This is a genomic window from Pseudomonas sp. LAIL14HWK12:I10, assembly GCF_900184205.1.
Taxonomy (GTDB): Bacteria; Pseudomonadota; Gammaproteobacteria; order Pseudomonadales; family Pseudomonadaceae; genus Aquipseudomonas; species Aquipseudomonas kermanshahensis.
Genome location: NZ_FXWU01000007.1, coordinates 137,565 through 153,226, shown reverse-complemented (window position 1 = coordinate 153,226; position 15,662 = coordinate 137,565). Strand labels below are relative to the sequence as shown.

Annotated in this window: 13 protein-coding genes and 1 pseudogene; 11 read left to right on the top strand and 3 right to left on the bottom strand. The window is 61.3% G+C overall.

What is annotated here, in order from left to right; all coding sequences use genetic code 11:
- Window positions 1–7: 7 nt before the first annotated feature.
- From QOS90_RS17180 to QOS90_RS27665, 4 genes and pseudogenes are all read left to right on the top strand, one after another.
- Window positions 8–238, top strand: coding sequence for an MreC domain-containing protein (locus QOS90_RS17180; RefSeq protein WP_027594302.1), 231 nt, complete (start codon window positions 8–10; stop codon window positions 236–238).
- Complete coding sequence (locus QOS90_RS17175; RefSeq protein WP_027594303.1) at window positions 235–537, top strand: cell division protein ZapA; 303 nt, start codon at window positions 235–237, stop codon at window positions 535–537. Before QOS90_RS17180 ends, QOS90_RS17175 begins: the two co-directional genes overlap by 4 nt.
- A 191-nt stretch (window positions 538–728) precedes the next feature.
- Window positions 729–1,802: pseudogene (locus QOS90_RS27670) on the top strand (HAMP domain-containing protein); the annotation flags it as partial.
- Window positions 1,803–1,928: 126 nt separating this feature from the next.
- Window positions 1,929–2,666: a methyl-accepting chemotaxis protein gene (locus QOS90_RS27665; RefSeq protein ID WP_371918312.1), complete on the top strand. Its 738-nt coding sequence runs from the start codon at window positions 1,929–1,931 to the stop codon at window positions 2,664–2,666.
- 116 nt (window positions 2,667–2,782) lie between these two features.
- Here QOS90_RS27665 and QOS90_RS17165 read toward each other — a convergent pair whose 3' ends face one another.
- A complete protein-coding gene (locus QOS90_RS17165; protein ID WP_085273829.1) occupies window positions 2,783–3,823 on the bottom strand; it encodes a threonine aldolase family protein in 1,041 nt (346 codons plus the stop codon).
- A 340-nt stretch (window positions 3,824–4,163) separates the two neighbouring features.
- Between QOS90_RS17165 and QOS90_RS17160 the strand changes: the two genes are divergently transcribed.
- From QOS90_RS17160 to fdhA, 7 genes are all read left to right on the top strand, one after another.
- The gene (locus QOS90_RS17160; protein WP_283600555.1) at window positions 4,164–5,417 is read left to right on the top strand and encodes a serine hydroxymethyltransferase; all 1,254 of its coding nucleotides are present in this window, start codon (window positions 4,164–4,166) and stop codon (window positions 5,415–5,417) included.
- A 15-nt stretch (window positions 5,418–5,432) separates the two neighbouring features.
- Window positions 5,433–6,683 carry a sarcosine oxidase subunit beta family protein gene (locus tag QOS90_RS17155; protein ID WP_008089646.1) on the top strand — a complete coding sequence of 417 codons (1,251 nt, stop codon included), beginning with the start codon at window positions 5,433–5,435 and terminating at the stop codon, window positions 6,681–6,683.
- 14 nt (window positions 6,684–6,697) lie between these two features.
- Window positions 6,698–7,033: a sarcosine oxidase subunit delta gene (locus QOS90_RS17150; protein WP_027594307.1), complete on the top strand. Its 336-nt coding sequence runs from the start codon at window positions 6,698–6,700 to the stop codon at window positions 7,031–7,033.
- Window positions 7,030–10,047 carry a sarcosine oxidase subunit alpha gene (locus tag QOS90_RS17145; protein ID WP_085274037.1) on the top strand — a complete coding sequence of 1,006 codons (3,018 nt, stop codon included), beginning with the start codon at window positions 7,030–7,032 and terminating at the stop codon, window positions 10,045–10,047. The genes QOS90_RS17150 and QOS90_RS17145 overlap by 4 nt, the downstream gene beginning before the upstream one ends.
- 141 nt (window positions 10,048–10,188) lie before the next feature.
- Window positions 10,189–10,821: a sarcosine oxidase subunit gamma gene (locus tag QOS90_RS17140; protein WP_027594309.1), complete on the top strand. Its 633-nt coding sequence runs from the start codon at window positions 10,189–10,191 to the stop codon at window positions 10,819–10,821.
- Between the two features lie 12 nt (window positions 10,822–10,833).
- Window positions 10,834–11,691 carry a formyltetrahydrofolate deformylase gene (gene purU, locus QOS90_RS17135; protein ID WP_027594310.1) on the top strand — a complete coding sequence of 286 codons (858 nt, stop codon included), beginning with the start codon at window positions 10,834–10,836 and terminating at the stop codon, window positions 11,689–11,691.
- A gap of 277 nt (window positions 11,692–11,968) precedes the next feature.
- Window positions 11,969–13,168, top strand: coding sequence for a formaldehyde dehydrogenase, glutathione-independent (gene fdhA, locus QOS90_RS17130; RefSeq protein WP_027594311.1), 1,200 nt, complete (start codon window positions 11,969–11,971; stop codon window positions 13,166–13,168).
- A gap of 58 nt (window positions 13,169–13,226) precedes the next feature.
- Here the strand turns inward: fdhA and QOS90_RS17125 are convergent, their stop codons facing one another.
- Together QOS90_RS17125 and QOS90_RS17120 are read right to left on the bottom strand one after the other, a co-directional pair.
- Window positions 13,227–14,135 (bottom strand): RHS repeat-associated core domain-containing protein, encoded by a 909-nt coding sequence (locus QOS90_RS17125; protein ID WP_081717493.1) that lies wholly within the window; start codon window positions 14,133–14,135, stop codon window positions 13,227–13,229.
- A gap of 311 nt (window positions 14,136–14,446) precedes the next feature.
- On the bottom strand, window positions 14,447–15,367 hold the full coding sequence (locus tag QOS90_RS17120) for an RHS repeat-associated core domain-containing protein (protein ID WP_085274038.1): 921 nt from the start codon (window positions 15,365–15,367) through the stop codon (window positions 14,447–14,449).
- Window positions 15,368–15,662 lie beyond the last annotated feature (295 nt).

Genomic DNA, 15,662 nt, shown 5'->3' with positions numbered 1-15,662 from the left:
AGACCCCATGCTGGAAGCCTCCCTGAATCAAATCGAGCAACTGGTCAGCGACCTGATGCAGAAAAACGCTCAACTCACCGAGCAGAACACTACCCTGGGTCAGCAATTGGCACAGGCTAAGGAAGAAAACGAGACCCTGCAGCTGTCGCTGATGGAGCAGGAAGAGAAGAACGGCGCCACCGCCGCGCGCATCCAGGCGCTGGTTGACCGCGCCAATGCGGGTGTCGTCAACGCATGAGTCTGCAAGCGCAGCCGGTCAATGTCGTGTCGATCCTCGGCAGCGACTATTCGATCAAGGCGCCCGAAGGCCAGGAAGAAACCCTGGCGCAGGCGGTGCGGATGCTGAACACCGCCCTGGCCGAGACCAAGCGTTCGTACCCGACCCTGATCGGTGACAAGCTGCTGGTGCTGGCGGCCCTGAACCTGTGTTCCAAGCAGGTTGAGCTGCAGAAAGAGCATCAACAGACGCTGGCGCGTACCCAGGCGCAGATCGACGCCACGGTGGACGCGATCGTTCGGACTATCGCCGAACAATAAAGCACTCCGCGATCCCTTGTAGGAGCAGCCTTGTGCTGCGAAGAGGCCGGTGAAAACGCAGTGATTTCCGCTGCTGTCACCTGCCTCTTCGCAGCACAAGGCTGCTCCTACAATGTCCCAGATCACTGGAATAACTGGATACGTAAGTGTATACACTTCCCCCAAAACAATAATTGGCGGGGAGCACGGGCATGCGTATCTGGCGGCAAAGTATCCAGTGGCAATTGATCGCAAGCATGGGCGCAGCCCTGCTGGCGAGCATCCTGGTGGTGGTGATCATCTTCACGGTGGCGCTCAACCGCCTGACCGAACGCTACCTGGTCGACACAGCGCTGCCAGCCAGTGTCGAGGCAATCCGCAACGATATCGAGCGCATGCTCGGCCAGCCGCTGGTGGCGGCCGCCGACATAGCCGGCAATACCCTGCTGCGCGATTGGCTTGCGGAGGGCGAAGACCCCGCTCAAACCTCACGCTTTATCGAATACCTCGAGGCTGCCAAGCAGCGCAACAACGCCTTTACCACGCTGTTCGCCGCCACCGAAACCGGCCACTACTACAACGAGAAGGGGCTGGACCGCACACTCAGCCGGGCCAACCCGAAGGACACGTGGTTCTACGGCTACATCGACAGCGGCGCCGAGCGCCTGATCAATATCGACATCGACGGCGCCACGGGCGAGTTGGCGCTGTTCATCGACTATCGCGTGGAAAAAGACGGCAAGCTGGTTGGCGTGGCGGGTATGGGCTTGCGCATGACCGAGTTGTCGAAGCTGATCCACGATTTCAGCTTTGGCGAGCACGGCAAGGTATTTTTGGTACGCAATGATGGGCTGATCCAGGTGCACCCGGACAGCGCCTTCAGCGGCAAGCGCCAGCTTGTCGACCAGCTTGACGCACAGGCCGCGAAAGCGGTGATGAGTGGCGACCAGGGCCTGCGTACCAGCCGCTTCCAGCGTGATGGCGAAAGCTACCTGGCGTTAGGCTTGCCACTGCGCGACCTGAACTGGACCTTGGTCGCCGAAGTGCCTGAGGCCGAAATCTACGCGCAGATGCATCAGGCAGTCTGGCTCACCACCTTGATCGGTGGTGGCGTGGCGCTGTTGTCCTTGCTGCTGGTGGTGTTGCTGGCGCGCGGCTTGGTACGGCCGATCCGCCGCGTCACGGCCGCACTGGTGCAGATCGGCAGCGGCGCGGGAGACCTCAGCCACCGCCTGGATGATTCGCGCCAGGACGAACTGGGTGACTTGGCTAGAGGCTTCAACCGCTTTCTCGACAGCCAACGGGGGTTGATCGGCGAGGTGCTGCGCACGACTGAACGCTTGCACTTGGCCGTCGAACAGGTGACCCAGGTGGTGGACAACACGGCCGAGCGCTCCGGTCGCCAGCAGGAAATGACCGAAATGGTCGCCACCGCCGTGCATGAGATGGGCCTGACCGTGCAGGACATCGCCCGCAATGCCGGCAATGCCGCTGAAGCGTCACAATCGGCGCGCGACGAAGCCTTGCAGGCGCGTGACGTGGTGCGGCGCTCGATCCAAGGTATTGAAGGCATGTCCGGCGACATTGGCAAGGCGGCGGATGCGGTCGGACAGTTGGCCGACGAAGTCGCCTCGATCGATGAAGTATTGGCGGTGATCCGCAGTATTTCCGAGCAAACCAACCTCTTGGCGCTGAACGCTGCGATCGAGGCGGCGCGGGCAGGGGAGATGGGGCGTGGCTTTGCCGTGGTCGCCGATGAGGTGCGTACCCTGGCGCGGCGCACGCAGCTGTCTACCGATGAAGTGCAGCAGATGATCCAGCGCTTGAAGCAGGGCGCAGGCTCGGCGGTGACGTCGATGCAGGCAGGGCAGCAGGCGACGGGTAGCGGCGTTGAATCGAGCCAGCGCACCGGTGCCTCGTTGGGGGCGATTACCGACAAGGTCGAGCACATCAGCGACATGAACCATCAGGTGGCGACGGCGACTGAAGAGCAGTCAGCGGTGACGGAGGAGATCAACCGGACGGTACAGGGGATTTCCGACCTGGCCAGGGAGACAGCGGCGGAGGTGCAGGGGTGCCGGGCGGAGTGCCAGGCGTTGCGTGGGTTGGCTGATGATTTGGCGCGGCAGATGGGTGGGTTCAAGCTTTAGAGGGTTGGAGCTGCTGCCATCGCATTCGCGGGGCAAGCCCGCTCCCACAGGTCCCGCACAGTTTCAGCATCTGTGAGGACCCTGTGGGAGCGGGCTTGCCCCGCGAATGCGATCTATCAGGCAGTGATGATCGTGCGGATATCCGCCGCCAGCTCACGCACCCGGTCTTCTTCAGTATCCCAGGAGCACATGAACCGCGCCCCGCCACTGCCAATAAAGGTATAGAACCGCCAGCCCTTGCCCCGCAGCGCTTCAATCGCGTGCTCAGGCATTTGCAGAAACACCCCGTTGGCCTCCACCGGGAACATCAACTCCACCCCCGGCAGGTCGCTCACCAGCGACGCCAGCAGCTGCGCGCAGTGGTTGGCGTGCGTGCCGTGGCGCAGCCAGGCGCCATCTTCCAACAGCCCGACCCAGGGCGCAGACAAGAAGCGCATCTTCGACGCCAACTGCCCGGCCTGCTTGCAGCGGTAGTCGAAGTCTTCGGCCAGCTGGCGATTGAAGAACAGGATCGCCTCGCCCACCGCCATGCCGTTTTTGGTACCGCCAAAACACAGTACATCGACGCCGGCCTTCCAGGTCAACTCCGCCGGGCTGCAACCGAGGAACGCGCAGGCATTGGTGAAGCGTGCGCCGTCCATGTGCAGGTTAAGGCCCAGTTCCTTGCAGGTGGCGCTGATCGCCTTGAGCTCGTCGGGGCGGTACACGGTGCCCACTTCGGTGGCCTGGGTGAGTGTTACCACACGTGGCTTGGGGTAGTGGATGTCCTGGCGCTTCAACGCCACTTCACGGATCGACTCAGGCGTCAGCTTGCCGTTGATGCTGGGCGCGGTGAGCAGCTTGGAGCCGTTGGAGAAAAACTCCGGCGCGCCGCATTCATCGGTTTCGACGTGGGCGGTCTCGGAGCAGATCACGCTGTGGTAGCTCTGGCACAGCGAGGCCAGGGCCAGGGAGTTGGCTGCAGTGCCGTTGAAGGCGAAAAACACTTCGCAGTCGGTTTCGAACAAGTTGCGGAAGTACTCGGCGGCGCGCTCGGTCCACTGGTCATCGCCATAGGCGCGTTCGTGGCCCATGTTGGCCTTGGCCATGGCGGCCCAGGCTTCGGGGCAGATGCCGGAATAGTTGTCGCTGGCGAATTGTTGGCTCTTATCTGTCATGACACGGTCCTGTGAACGACGCAGAACAGCACTCTAAACCATCGATTCAGCAGTTGCCTATACAACCCATACATAAGCTGATTTCAGGGTTGTCTGAACGGGCCTCTTCGCGGGTAAACCCGCTCCCACAGGGATACCCAAAGGCTTCAAGCACCGCCGTACCTGTGGGAGCGGGTTCACCCGCGAAAGGGCCGGCACAAACAGCAAATCAGCGAATGTCGTAAACGCGCCATTGCAAGGCGTGCGCAGGCATCTGACCCACCCCGGCCAGTCATACCATCGCCACAAAGGGCCACAGTGCTCTACAGACAAGAAACGATCGCTGCCGGGAGACAACAAGATGTTCAGCAAGCAAGACCAGATCCAGGGTTACGACGACGCACTGCTGGCGGCGATGAATGCCGAAGAACAGCGCCAGGAAGATCACATCGAGCTGATCGCCTCGGAGAACTACACCAGCCAGCGCGTCATGCAGGCCCAAGGCAGCGGCCTGACCAACAAATACGCCGAAGGCTACCCAGGCAAGCGCTACTACGGTGGCTGCGAGCACGTGGACAAGGTCGAGGCACTGGCCATCGAGCGCGCCAAGCAGCTGTTCGGTGCCGACTACGCCAACGTCCAGCCGCACTCCGGCTCTTCCGCCAACGGCGCGGTGTACCTGGCCCTGCTGCAGGCCGGTGACACCATCCTGGGCATGAGCCTGGCCCACGGCGGCCACCTGACCCACGGCGCTAAAGTGTCGTCCTCGGGCAAGCTGTACAACGCGGTTCAATACGGCATCGACACCAAGACCGGCCTGATCGACTACGACGAAGTCGAGCGCCTGGCGGTCGAGCACACGCCGAAAATGATCGTCGCCGGCTTCTCGGCCTACTCCAAGACCCTCGACTTCCCACGCTTCCGCGCCATCGCCGACAAGGTCGGTGCGCTGCTGTTCGTCGACATGGCCCACGTTGCCGGCCTGGTTGCCGCTGGCCTGTACCCGAACCCGATCCCGTTCGCCGACGTGGTCACCACCACCACCCACAAGACCCTGCGCGGCCCACGTGGCGGCCTGATCCTGGCCAAGTCCAACGAAGAAATCGAGAAGAAGCTCAACGCTGCCGTGTTCCCCGGCGCCCAGGGCGGCCCGCTGATGCACGTCATCGCCGCCAAGGCCGTGTGCTTCAAGGAAGCGCTGGAGCCAGGCTTCAAGGCCTACCAGCAACAAGTCATCGAAAACGCCCAGGCCATGGCCCAAGTGTTCATCGACCGCGGCTACGACGTGGTTTCCGGCGGCACTGACAACCACCTGTTCCTGGTCAGCCTGATCCGTCAGGGCCTCACCGGTAAAGATGCCGACGCCGCCCTGGGCCGCGCGCACATCACCGTCAACAAGAACGCCGTACCGAACGATCCGCAGTCGCCGTTCGTCACCTCGGGCCTGCGCATCGGCACCCCGGCCGTCACCACCCGCGGCTTCAAGGTCGCTCAGTGTGTGGCCCTGGCCGGCTGGATCTGCGACATCCTCGACAACCTCGGTGACGCTGACGTCGAAGCCGATGTGGCGAAGAACGTCGCGGCGCTGTGCGCAGACTTCCCTGTTTACCGCTGAGTGGAGTAAACGACCATGCAACGCTACTCGGGCTTCGGCCTCTTCAAACACTCCCTCAGCCACCACGAAAACTGGCAGCGCATGTGGCGCACGCCGACCCCTAAAAAGGTCTACGACGTGGTCATCGTTGGCGGTGGCGGCCATGGCCTGGCCACGGCCTACTACCTGGCCAAGGAACACGGCATCACCAACGTCGCAGTGATCGAGAAGGGTTACCTGGGCGGCGGCAACACCGCCCGTAACACCACCATCGTGCGTTCCAACTACCTGTGGGACGAATCGGCGCAGTTGTACGAGCACGCCATGAAGCTGTGGGAGGGCCTGTCCCAGGACATCAACTACAACGTGATGTTCTCCCAGCGCGGTGTCTACAACCTGTGCCACACCTTGCAGGACATTCGTGACTCCGAGCGCCGCGTCAGCGCCAACCGCCTCAACGGCGTCGATGGCGAACTGCTGAACACCGCCCAGGTCGCGGCCGAAATCCCGTACCTGGACTGCTCGAAGAACACCCGTTACCCGATCCTCGGCGCGACCGTTCAGCGCCGTGGTGGCGTTGCCCGTCACGACGCCGTGGCCTGGGGTTACGCCCGTGCTGCCGACGCCCTGGGCGTGGACCTGATCCAGCAGACCGAAGTGATCGGTTTCCGCAAGGAAAACGGCGCGGTCATCGGTGTCGAAACCAACAAAGGCTTCATCGGCGCCAAGCGTGTCGGCGTGGTCACTGCGGGTAACTCCGGGCACATGGCCAAACTGGCCGGCTTCCGCCTGCCGCTGGAATCGCACCCGCTGCAAGCCCTGGTGTCCGAGCCGATCAAGCCAATCATCGACAGCGTGATCATGTCCAACGCCGTGCACGGCTACATCAGCCAGTCCGACAAGGGCGACCTGGTGATCGGCGCCGGTATCGACGGTTGGGTCGGCTACGGCCAGCGCGGTTCGTACCCGGTGATCGAGCACACCCTGCAAGCGATCGTCGAGATGTTCCCCAACCTCTCGCGCGTGCGCATGAACCGCCAATGGGGCGGCATCGTCGACACCTCGCCGGACGCCTGCCCGATCATCTCCAAAACCCCGGTCAAGAACATGTTCTTCAACTGCGGTTGGGGTACCGGTGGCTTCAAGGCGACCCCGGGTTCGGGCAACGTCTTCGCTGCCAGCCTGGCCAAAGGCGAGATGCACCCACTGGCCGCGCCGTTCTCCATGGACCGTTTCTACAACGGCGCACTGATCGACGAACACGGCGCCGCCGCCGTCGCCCACTAACCGGAGACACCGTCATGTTGCATATTTTCTGTCCCCACTGCGGCGAGCTGCGCTCCGAAGAAGAGTTCCACGCCTCTGGCCAGGCGCACATCGCCCGCCCGCTGGACCCTGCCGCCTGCTCCGACGAGGAGTGGGGCACCTACATGTTCTTCCGCGATAACCCGCGCGGTATTCACCATGAACTGTGGGACCACGTTGCCGGCTGCCGTCAGTACTTCAACGTCACCCGCGACACCGTGACCTACGAGATTCTGGAAACCTACAAGATTGGCGAGAAGCCGCAGGTGACCGCCAACGGCAAGCAAAACAGCGCACCGTCGACCGTCAAAGGCCAAGGGGAAAAAGTATGAGCCAGACCTATCGCCTCGCCAGCGGCGGCCGTATCGATCGCAGCAAGGTCCTGAACTTCACCTTCAACGGCAAGACCTACCAGGGTTATGCCGGTGACAGCCTGGCCGCTGCGCTGCTGGCCAACGGCGTCGACATCGTCGGCCGTAGCTTCAAGTACTCGCGCCCGCGCGGCATCATTGCCGCCGGTACCGAAGAGCCGAACGCCATCCTGCAGATCGGCTCCAGCGAAGCCACCCAGATCCCTAACGTGCGTGCCACCCAGCAGGCGCTGTACGCCGGCCTCGTCGCCACCAGCACCAACGGCTGGCCTAACGTCAACAACGACGTCATGGGCATCCTTGGCAAGGTGGGCGGCAGCATGATGCCGCCGGGCTTCTACTACAAAACCTTCATGTATCCGAAATCGTTCTGGATGACGTACGAGAAGTACATCCGTAAAGCGGCCGGCCTTGGCCGTGCACCGCTGCAGAACGACCCGGACAGCTACGACTACATGAACCAGCACTGCGACGTGCTGATCGTCGGTGCCGGCCCTGCTGGCCTGGCCGCCGCCTTGGCTGCTGCCCGCAGTGGCGCCCGCGTGATCCTCGCCGATGAACAGGAAGAGTTCGGTGGCAGCCTGCTCGACACCCGCGAAACCCTCGACGGCAAGCCTGCCGCTGAGTGGGTCAATGCGGTGGTCAAAGAGCTGGAAAGCCTGCCGGAAGTGACCCTGCTGCCCCGTGCCACGGTCAACGGCTACCACGACCACAACTTCCTGACCATCCACGAGCGCCTCACCGACCACCTCGGCGACCGCGCCCCGATCGGCCAGGTGCGTCACCGCGTGCACCGTGTGCGTGCCGGCCGTGTGGTACTGGCCGCTGGCGCCCACGAGCGCCCGCTGGTGTACGGCAACAACGACGTCCCGGGCAACATGCTGGCCGGCGCTGTGTCCACCTACGTACGCCGCTACGGTGTGGCCCCGGGCCGCAAGCTGGTGCTGTCGACCAACAACGACCACGCCTACCGCGCCGCGCTGGACTGGCACGACGCTGGCCTGCAAGTGGTCGCCATCGCCGACGCCCGCCACAACCCACGCGGCTCGCTGGTTGAAGAAGCGCGTGCAAAAGGCATCCGCATCCTCACTTCCAGCGCCGTGGTCGAGGCCAAAGGCAGCAAGCACGTGACCGGCGCCCGCGTGGCCGCCATCGACGTGCAGGCCCACAAAGTCACCAGCCCAGGCGAAACCCTCGAGTGCGACCTGATCGCCAGCTCCGGCGGTTACAGCCCGATCGTCCACCTGGCGTCCCACTTGGGCGGTCGCCCGGTCTGGCGCGATGACATCCTCGGCTTCGTGCCGGGCGATGCACCGCAAAAACGCGTTTGTGTCGGCGGTATCCATGGTGTCTACGCCCTGGGCGATGTGATTGCCGACGGCTTTGAAGGCGGCGTTCGCGCAGCCACCGAAGCCGGCTTCAAGGCCACCACCGGCACCTTGCCGAAAACCGTGGCACGCAAGGAAGAGGCCACCGTGGCGCTGTTCCAGGTGCCACACGACAAGGGCAGCAAAGGGCCTAAGCAGTTCGTCGACCAACAGAACGACGTGACCGCTGCCGGTATCGAGCTGGCCACCCGCGAAGGCTTCGAGTCGGTCGAACACGTCAAGCGCTACACCGCGCTGGGCTTCGGTACCGACCAGGGCAAACTGGGCAACATCAACGGCCTGGCCATCGCCGCCCGTTCGATCGGCATCACCATCCCGGAAATGGGCACCACCATGTTCCGCCCCAACTACACGCCGGTCACCTTCGGTGCGGTAGCGGGCCGTCACTGTGGTCACCTGTTCGAACCTGTACGCTTCACCGCCCTGCATGGCTGGCACGTGAAGAACGGCGCCGAGTTCGAAGACGTCGGCCAGTGGAAACGCCCGTGGTACTTCCCCAAAGCCGGTGAAGACATCCACGCCGCCGTGGCCCGCGAGTGCAAGGCCGTGCGTGACAGCGTCGGCCTGCTCGACGCCTCGACCCTGGGCAAGATCGACATCCAGGGCCCGGACGCGCGTGAGTTCCTCAACCGCATCTACAGCAACGCCTGGACCAAGCTCGACGTGGGCAAGGCCCGCTACGGCCTGATGTGCAAGGAAGACGGCATGGTCTTCGACGACGGCGTGACCGCCTGCGTTGGCGACAACCACTTCTACATGACCACCACCACCGGCGGCGCCGCACGCGTGCTGCAGTGGCTGGAGCTGTACCACCAGACCGAATGGCCAGAGATGAAGGTGTACTTCACCTCGGTCACCGACCACTGGGCGACCATGACCCTGTCCGGCCCCAACAGCCGCAAGCTGCTGAGCGCGCTGACCGACGACATCGACCTGGACAAGGACGCCTTCCCGTTCATGACCTGGAAGGAAGGCACCGTCGCCGGCGTACCGGCCCGTGTGTTCCGCATCTCGTTCACCGGTGAGCTGTCGTACGAAGTGAACGTGCAGGCCAACTACGCCATGGGCGTGCTGGAAAAGATCATCGAGGCGGGCAAGCAATACAACCTGACCCCGTATGGCACCGAGACCATGCACGTGCTGCGTGCCGAGAAGGGCTTCATCATCGTCGGCCAGGACACTGACGGCTCGATGAACCCAGACGACCTGAACATGAGCTGGTGCGTCGGCCGCAACAAGCCGTTCTCGTGGATCGGCCTGCGTGGCATGAACCGCGAAGACTGCCTGCGCGACAACCGCAAGCAGCTGGTCGGCCTCAAGCCGGTGGACCCGACCCAGTGGCTGCCAGAAGGCGCGCAACTGGTGTTCGACCCCAAGCAACCGATCCCGATGGACATGGTTGGCCACGTCACCTCCAGCTACGCGGCCAACTCCCTGGGGTATTCGTTCGCCATGGGTGTGGTCAAAGGCGGCCTCAAGCGCATGGGCGAGCGGGTGTACTCGCCGCAGGCTGACGGCAGCGTGATCGAGGCGGAAATCGTGTCTTCGGTGTTCTTCGATCCGAAGGGTGAGCGGCAGAACGTTTAAGGCCCCGGATGGTGGCGTCGAACCCTGTGGGAGCGGGTTTACCCGCGAATGCGATGTTGGCCTCACTGGCCTCTTCGCGGGTGAACCCGCTCCCACAGGTTCGGCGTTGCTCGGAACTACAGAATTCAAGGCAGGTAAGAAATGAGCGCTATCAACGTCTTCCAGCAAAACCCCGGCGCCGACGCCAAGGCCCAGTCGCCGCTGCACCATGCCGACCTGGCCAGCCTGGTTGGCAAGGGCCGCAAGAACGCAGGCGTGACCCTGCGTGAGAAAAAATTCCTCGGCCACCTGACCCTGCGTGGCGACGGCCATGACCCGGCCTTCGCCGCAGGCGTGCACAAGGCCCTGGGCCTGGAGCTGCCGGTGGCCCTGACCGTGGTCGCCAACAGCGACATGTCGCTGCAGTGGATGGGCCCCGACGAGTGGCTGCTGATCGTCCCGGGCGGCCAGGAGTTTGCCATCGAGCAAAAACTGCGCGCGGCCCTCGACGGCCTGCACATCCAGGTGGTCAACGTCAGCGGCGGGCAGAGCCTGCTGGAACTGCGCGGCCCGCACGTGCGCGAAGTGCTGATGAAGTCCACCAGCTATGATGTTCACCCAAACAACTTCCCGGTGGGCAAGGCCGTCGGTACGGTGTTCGCCAAGTCGCAACTGGTGATCCGCCGCACCGCCGAAGACACTTGGGAACTGGTGATTCGCCGCAGCTTCGCCGATTACTGGTGGCTGTGGCTGCAAGACGCTTCGGCCGAATACGGCCTGAGCATCGAAGCCTAAGGAGAGCCGCACATGAGTCGGGCACCGGATACCTGGATTCTCACCGCCGACTGCCCGAGCATGCTCGGTACCGTGGACGTGGTGACGCGTTTCCTCTACGAGCAGCGCTGCTACGTCACGGAGCACCACTCCTTCGATGACCGGCAGTCGGGGCGTTTCTTCATTCGCGTCGAATTCCGCCAGCCGGACGATTTTGACGAGGCGGGCTTCCGTGCCGGCCTCGCTGAACGTAGCGAAGCGTTCGGCATGGCCTTCGAGCTGACCGCGCCTAATCACCGCCCCAAGGTGGTGATCATGGTGTCCAAGGCCGACCACTGCCTGAACGACCTGTTGTACCGCCAGCGTATTGGCCAACTGGGCATGGACGTGGTCGCAGTGGTGTCCAACCACCCAGACCTCGAACCGCTGGCGCATTGGCACAAGATTCCTTACTACCACTTTGCACTCGACCCCAACGACAAGGCTGGGCAAGAGCGCAAGGTGCTGCAGGTGATCGAGGAGACTGGCGCGGAACTGGTCATCCTTGCCCGCTACATGCAGGTGCTATCGCCCGAGCTGTGCCGGCGCCTGGACGGCTGGGCGATCAACATTCACCACTCGTTGTTGCCGGGGTTCAAAGGCGCCAAGCCTTATCACCAGGCCTACAACAAGGGCGTGAAGATGGTGGGCGCGACCGCGCACTACATCAATAACGACCTCGATGAAGGGCCGATCATTGCCCAGGGGGTCGAGGTGGTGGACCACAGCCATTATCCCGAGGACCTGATTGCCAAGGGGCGGGATATCGAATGCCTGACCCTGGCGCGGGCGGTGGGGTATCACATTGAGCGGCGGGTGTTTCTTAACGCCAACCGGACTGTCGTTCTCTGACTATTTTGGGGCTGCTTTGCAGCCCATCGCAGGCAAGCCAGCTCCTACAGGTGCACCGCCGCTTTCGAATGCGGCGCTGTACCTGTGGGAGCGGGTTTACCCGCGAATGGCCCAACACATTATCCCCTGCCGTAAAAAGGCATCCCCCTGTCGTTTTCAGTCAGCGCAACTCGCCCCATCAGGCCCACAATTCCCCTCATCCCAGTAACACATGCCGCCCATGGATGGCGGCGCTTCAACCAACGCTGCATAAATAAAAATCAAGCGAGGTAAGAGCATGTCTGGCAATCGTGGAGTGGTGTATCTCGGCGCCGGCAAGGTCGAGGTGCAGAAGATCGACTACCCGAAAATGCAGGACCCGCGCGGCAAGAAGATCGAACACGGCGTCATTCTCAAGGTGGTCTCCACCAACATCTGCGGCTCCGACCAGCACATGGTCCGCGGCCGTACCACTGCCCAGGTCGGCCTGGTTCTGGGCCACGAAATCACCGGTGAAATCGTCGAGTTGGGGCGTGATGTCGAACGCCTGAAAAAAGGCGACCTGGTGTCGGTACCCTTCAACGTCGCTTGCGGCCGCTGCCGCTCCTGCAAAGAAATGCACACCGGCGTCTGCCTCACTGTAAACCCGGCACGCGCCGGCGGTGCCTACGGCTATGTCGACATGGGCGACTGGACCGGTGGCCAGGCCGAGTACGTGCTGGTGCCGTACGCTGACTTCAACCTGCTGAAACTGCCAGACCGCGACAAGGCCATGGAAAAAATCCGTGACCTGACCTGCCTGTCCGACATTCTGCCGACTGGCTACCACGGCGCCGTGACGGCGGGCGTAGGCCCAGGCAGCACCGTTTACGTCGCGGGCGCCGGCCCGGTTGGCCTGGCCGCTGCTGCCTCGGCACGCCTGCTGGGCGCTGCCTGCGTGATCGTCGGTGACCTCAACCAGGCCCGCTTGGCGCACGCCAAGTCGCAGGGCTTCGAAGTGGTCGACCTGTCCAAGGACACCCCGCTGCACGAGCAGATCATCGACATTCTCGGTGAGCCGGAAGTGGACTGCGCCGTCGATGCCGTTGGCTTCGAGGCCCGCGGCCATGGCCACGAGGGTGCCAAGCATGAGGCCCCGGCCACCGTGCTGAACTCGCTGATGCAGGTTACCCGCGTTGCCGGCAGCATCGGTATCCCGGGCCTGTACGTGACCGAAGACCCGGGCGCCTCCGATGCCGCTGCCAAGATCGGCGCCCTGAGCATCCGCTTCGGCCTGGGTTGGGCAAAATCGCACAGCTTCCACACCGGCCAGACCCCGACCATGAAGTACAACCGCCAGCTGATGCAGGCGATCATGTGGGACCGTATCAACATTGCTGAGGTGGTGGGTGTGCAGGTGATCAACCTGGACCAGGCGCCGGAAGGGTATGGCGAGTTTGATGCGGGTGTGCCGAAGAAGTTTGTGATTGACCCGCATAAGATGTGGGGTGCGGCGTAATTTAAGTTGAGCTAAAAGCCCCTCGAATGAGGGGCTTTTTTCTAGACACACATGCTATTCATTCATGGCGATGTGACGGCGCCCTTGGAAACTCGTCAGTGGGTTGCCTAATGTAGCTAGCCTTTGAACTGAAAGTACTATTCTGTGCTGCATTCCAGGTCATGACGGGGTACGGAAGTTGGGACAGTGAGTCGGGGCTAGGGGGGCGTGAGCCTGAAGGGGTGCTATCGCTTGATACCACTGGCGATGCTATAGGCGCGTCGCGCCTTTGTGTATTTCGCCTGGTCGTGGTCTGGGCGGCAAGTTGCGGTTTAGCAGGTGGCTGAGGAGCGACCTGGGGCGAGTTTAAGTAATGGCCTTGCGCAGGGTCATGCTGGGAAGCGGGTGACGGTGTGGGCTTCGGTGGTGCTGTGGGTTTTGGACCAATAGCAACGGCCATATTCTCGTTGACTTTGTATAATTGGCCGTTTTTTAAAGCAATGCGCTTCATATATCCACTTGGGCGCTCCATATGTCCACTTGGGTCGACAAAGTTGATGGGGTCACCCCCGCAGTAGCAATAAGCATTCAAGCCACCTTTTCCGAATGGGCTCCAGTTGTCTGCAGCACAAAAGCGTCTAAGGCGAGGAGAGTAGCTACGCAATCCAAGGCCCAGCAGGTAACTGGCCAAAACTGACTCGTAAGCTTCGCCATTAAAGCCAGTCGTTGTTCGCATCGAGGGCAAGGTCGGATCGTGGCCGTAGGCTGAGAAGTTATGGCCTTCCAGGCCATCCACATCTTGAACGCTGAGCACGGACCCCTTGTCATCGGTTGCGAGTACCCCGCCGCCAGACATTTCGCCCGTCTGCACCTCGGCCAGGGGCATATCCGCATGGCGGAAGATGGCGTGGTGGTGGTCGCCTTGGTTGACGGTGATCAGCTTGTTGCCCTGGTAGAAGAAAAGCGAGCGGTTCGATGCTTTGCTCATGATTCAGGTCTCTGCTGCTCTGGATGTATGGGGTGTGCCTGACGCCCATTCTGAACAGTCGCAAGAATTTCGATACTGGCAGAAATAACAGTTTTACAGCTTCCCCAGCACTGTCTCATAACCTGTGGGGTTTGCCCGCGAAGAGGCCAGCCCTGCCAACCCATGACTCAGTGCATCATCCCCAGCTCGGCATCAGATCGGCACGCTGAGCTTCCGCTTCGTCTTGAACTGGGTTGAATCGCATAGTTTCCACGCCAGCGGGACCCAGACCTTCGAAGGGTTTTTGTGGTCAGCATCGCCGAATCTATGTGTTACTGATTTCTCATGAAAGAAATTGTATTCTCCAAACTGTTTATTTTTCTATCTAGAGATGTAATTTTTAGATCAAGTTTTAGGTTGTTATTATAGAGTTCGTACATTTTCTGAACTCCTGGATTTACGTTGTAATAATGTTTTACGGCGCTTTCAGCTTGTTGTGCGTCGACGATTTGCCTGAACGCATCGCCAGGGTTCCAGTGACCTTCCTCTGCTATTTTATTTTTAAATCGAGCGGTTTGTATAAGGTCATGCGCTTGTTGAAGCTTGCCTCGGTGTTTGAGTGAATAGTTCAAAACTGCTTGATTGTCTTCTTTTAGGCTAGGGTTATCCAGCTCCAGCTGGGCGCGCTCTTGTTTTAATTTATTTAGCCGAAGCGTCATGGGGCTTTCTGACGGCGAAGGTGCGAAGGTTACTTTGCGGGTGCTAGTGCCTGCCGAATCGTGTTTTTTCCCTGGGGGGGCATGACCTGAGGGGTCTAAGTGATTAATGGGGTCTCCGGCACAATAGGCATATCCGTTAATGCCTCCGTCATCGAAGGGGCTTAGCGAATCAGGAGATAAAAATCGCATCAGTATGGGGCTAAACACCCGGTAGCCATTGCCCAGTACATAGCTTTCAGACCCTGTGTCGAGCCGTTCTGCATTAAAACCTAAGACAGTGCTTGACGAGGGGAGAGTTGGATCGTAACCGTATGCAGTGAATGCATGGACTTCTGTATTTGGGGGGGCATGCAACCTGAGCACCGAACCGCCATTTTCTACTGCCAACAGTCCAGTACCCAATAGTGTATCGGTATTTCGTTGTGCAAGTGGAATGTCAGGAGTTTGTATGCTCCTGGATATTTGGCCACCTTGCTGTACGCTGGAGAGCTTGCCGCTTTGGTAGAAGTAATGGACAGTGCCTTCGCGTTTCATGGTACATCCATAATAATTTGTGAGAAATGTAATGCTTTGATAAATGTAGCTATGCGTTATTGGTTTAACAACTAGCAAAAATGATAGGTGCTTGGGTCGAGCGATCACCACCAGGCTGGGAGCTAGGTCTACGGTCCCGGAATGAGAGGGTGCGGATTGACAGTGAGGGTTGGGCCTGTCAGTTAGCGGGGCCGCTGCGCGGCCCTTCGCGGGCAAGCCCGCACACGGAGGGTACGCGACATACCCCGATACGCGGCCTGGAACAAACCACCAATCCTCCAGTCGAATGCCTCGT

Excerpts from the sequence above, each read along its gene's own strand:
- QOS90_RS17120 (WP_085274038.1), bottom strand. The coding sequence starts at position 15,367 with ATGAAACGCGAAGGCACTGTCCATTACTTCTACCAAAGCGGCAAGCTC.
- QOS90_RS17160 (WP_283600555.1), top strand. The coding sequence starts at position 4,164 with ATGTTCAGCAAGCAAGACCAGATCCAGGGTTACGACGACGCACTGCTG.
- QOS90_RS17145 (WP_085274037.1), top strand. The coding sequence starts at position 7,030 with ATGAGCCAGACCTATCGCCTCGCCAGCGGCGGCCGTATCGATCGCAGC.
- fdhA (WP_027594311.1), top strand. The coding sequence starts at position 11,969 with ATGTCTGGCAATCGTGGAGTGGTGTATCTCGGCGCCGGCAAGGTCGAG.
- QOS90_RS17125 (WP_081717493.1), bottom strand. The coding sequence starts at position 14,135 with ATGAGCAAAGCATCGAACCGCTCGCTTTTCTTCTACCAGGGCAACAAG.
- QOS90_RS17165 (WP_085273829.1), bottom strand. The coding sequence starts at position 3,823 with ATGACAGATAAGAGCCAACAATTCGCCAGCGACAACTATTCCGGCATC.
- QOS90_RS17140 (WP_027594309.1), top strand. The coding sequence starts at position 10,189 with ATGAGCGCTATCAACGTCTTCCAGCAAAACCCCGGCGCCGACGCCAAG.
- purU (WP_027594310.1), top strand. The coding sequence starts at position 10,834 with ATGAGTCGGGCACCGGATACCTGGATTCTCACCGCCGACTGCCCGAGC.
- QOS90_RS17180 (WP_027594302.1), top strand. The coding sequence starts at position 8 with ATGCTGGAAGCCTCCCTGAATCAAATCGAGCAACTGGTCAGCGACCTG.
- QOS90_RS17150 (WP_027594307.1), top strand. The coding sequence starts at position 6,698 with ATGTTGCATATTTTCTGTCCCCACTGCGGCGAGCTGCGCTCCGAAGAA.
- QOS90_RS17175 (WP_027594303.1), top strand. The coding sequence starts at position 235 with ATGAGTCTGCAAGCGCAGCCGGTCAATGTCGTGTCGATCCTCGGCAGC.
- QOS90_RS27665 (WP_371918312.1), top strand. The coding sequence starts at position 1,929 with ATGACCGAAATGGTCGCCACCGCCGTGCATGAGATGGGCCTGACCGTG.
- QOS90_RS17155 (WP_008089646.1), top strand. The coding sequence starts at position 5,433 with ATGCAACGCTACTCGGGCTTCGGCCTCTTCAAACACTCCCTCAGCCAC.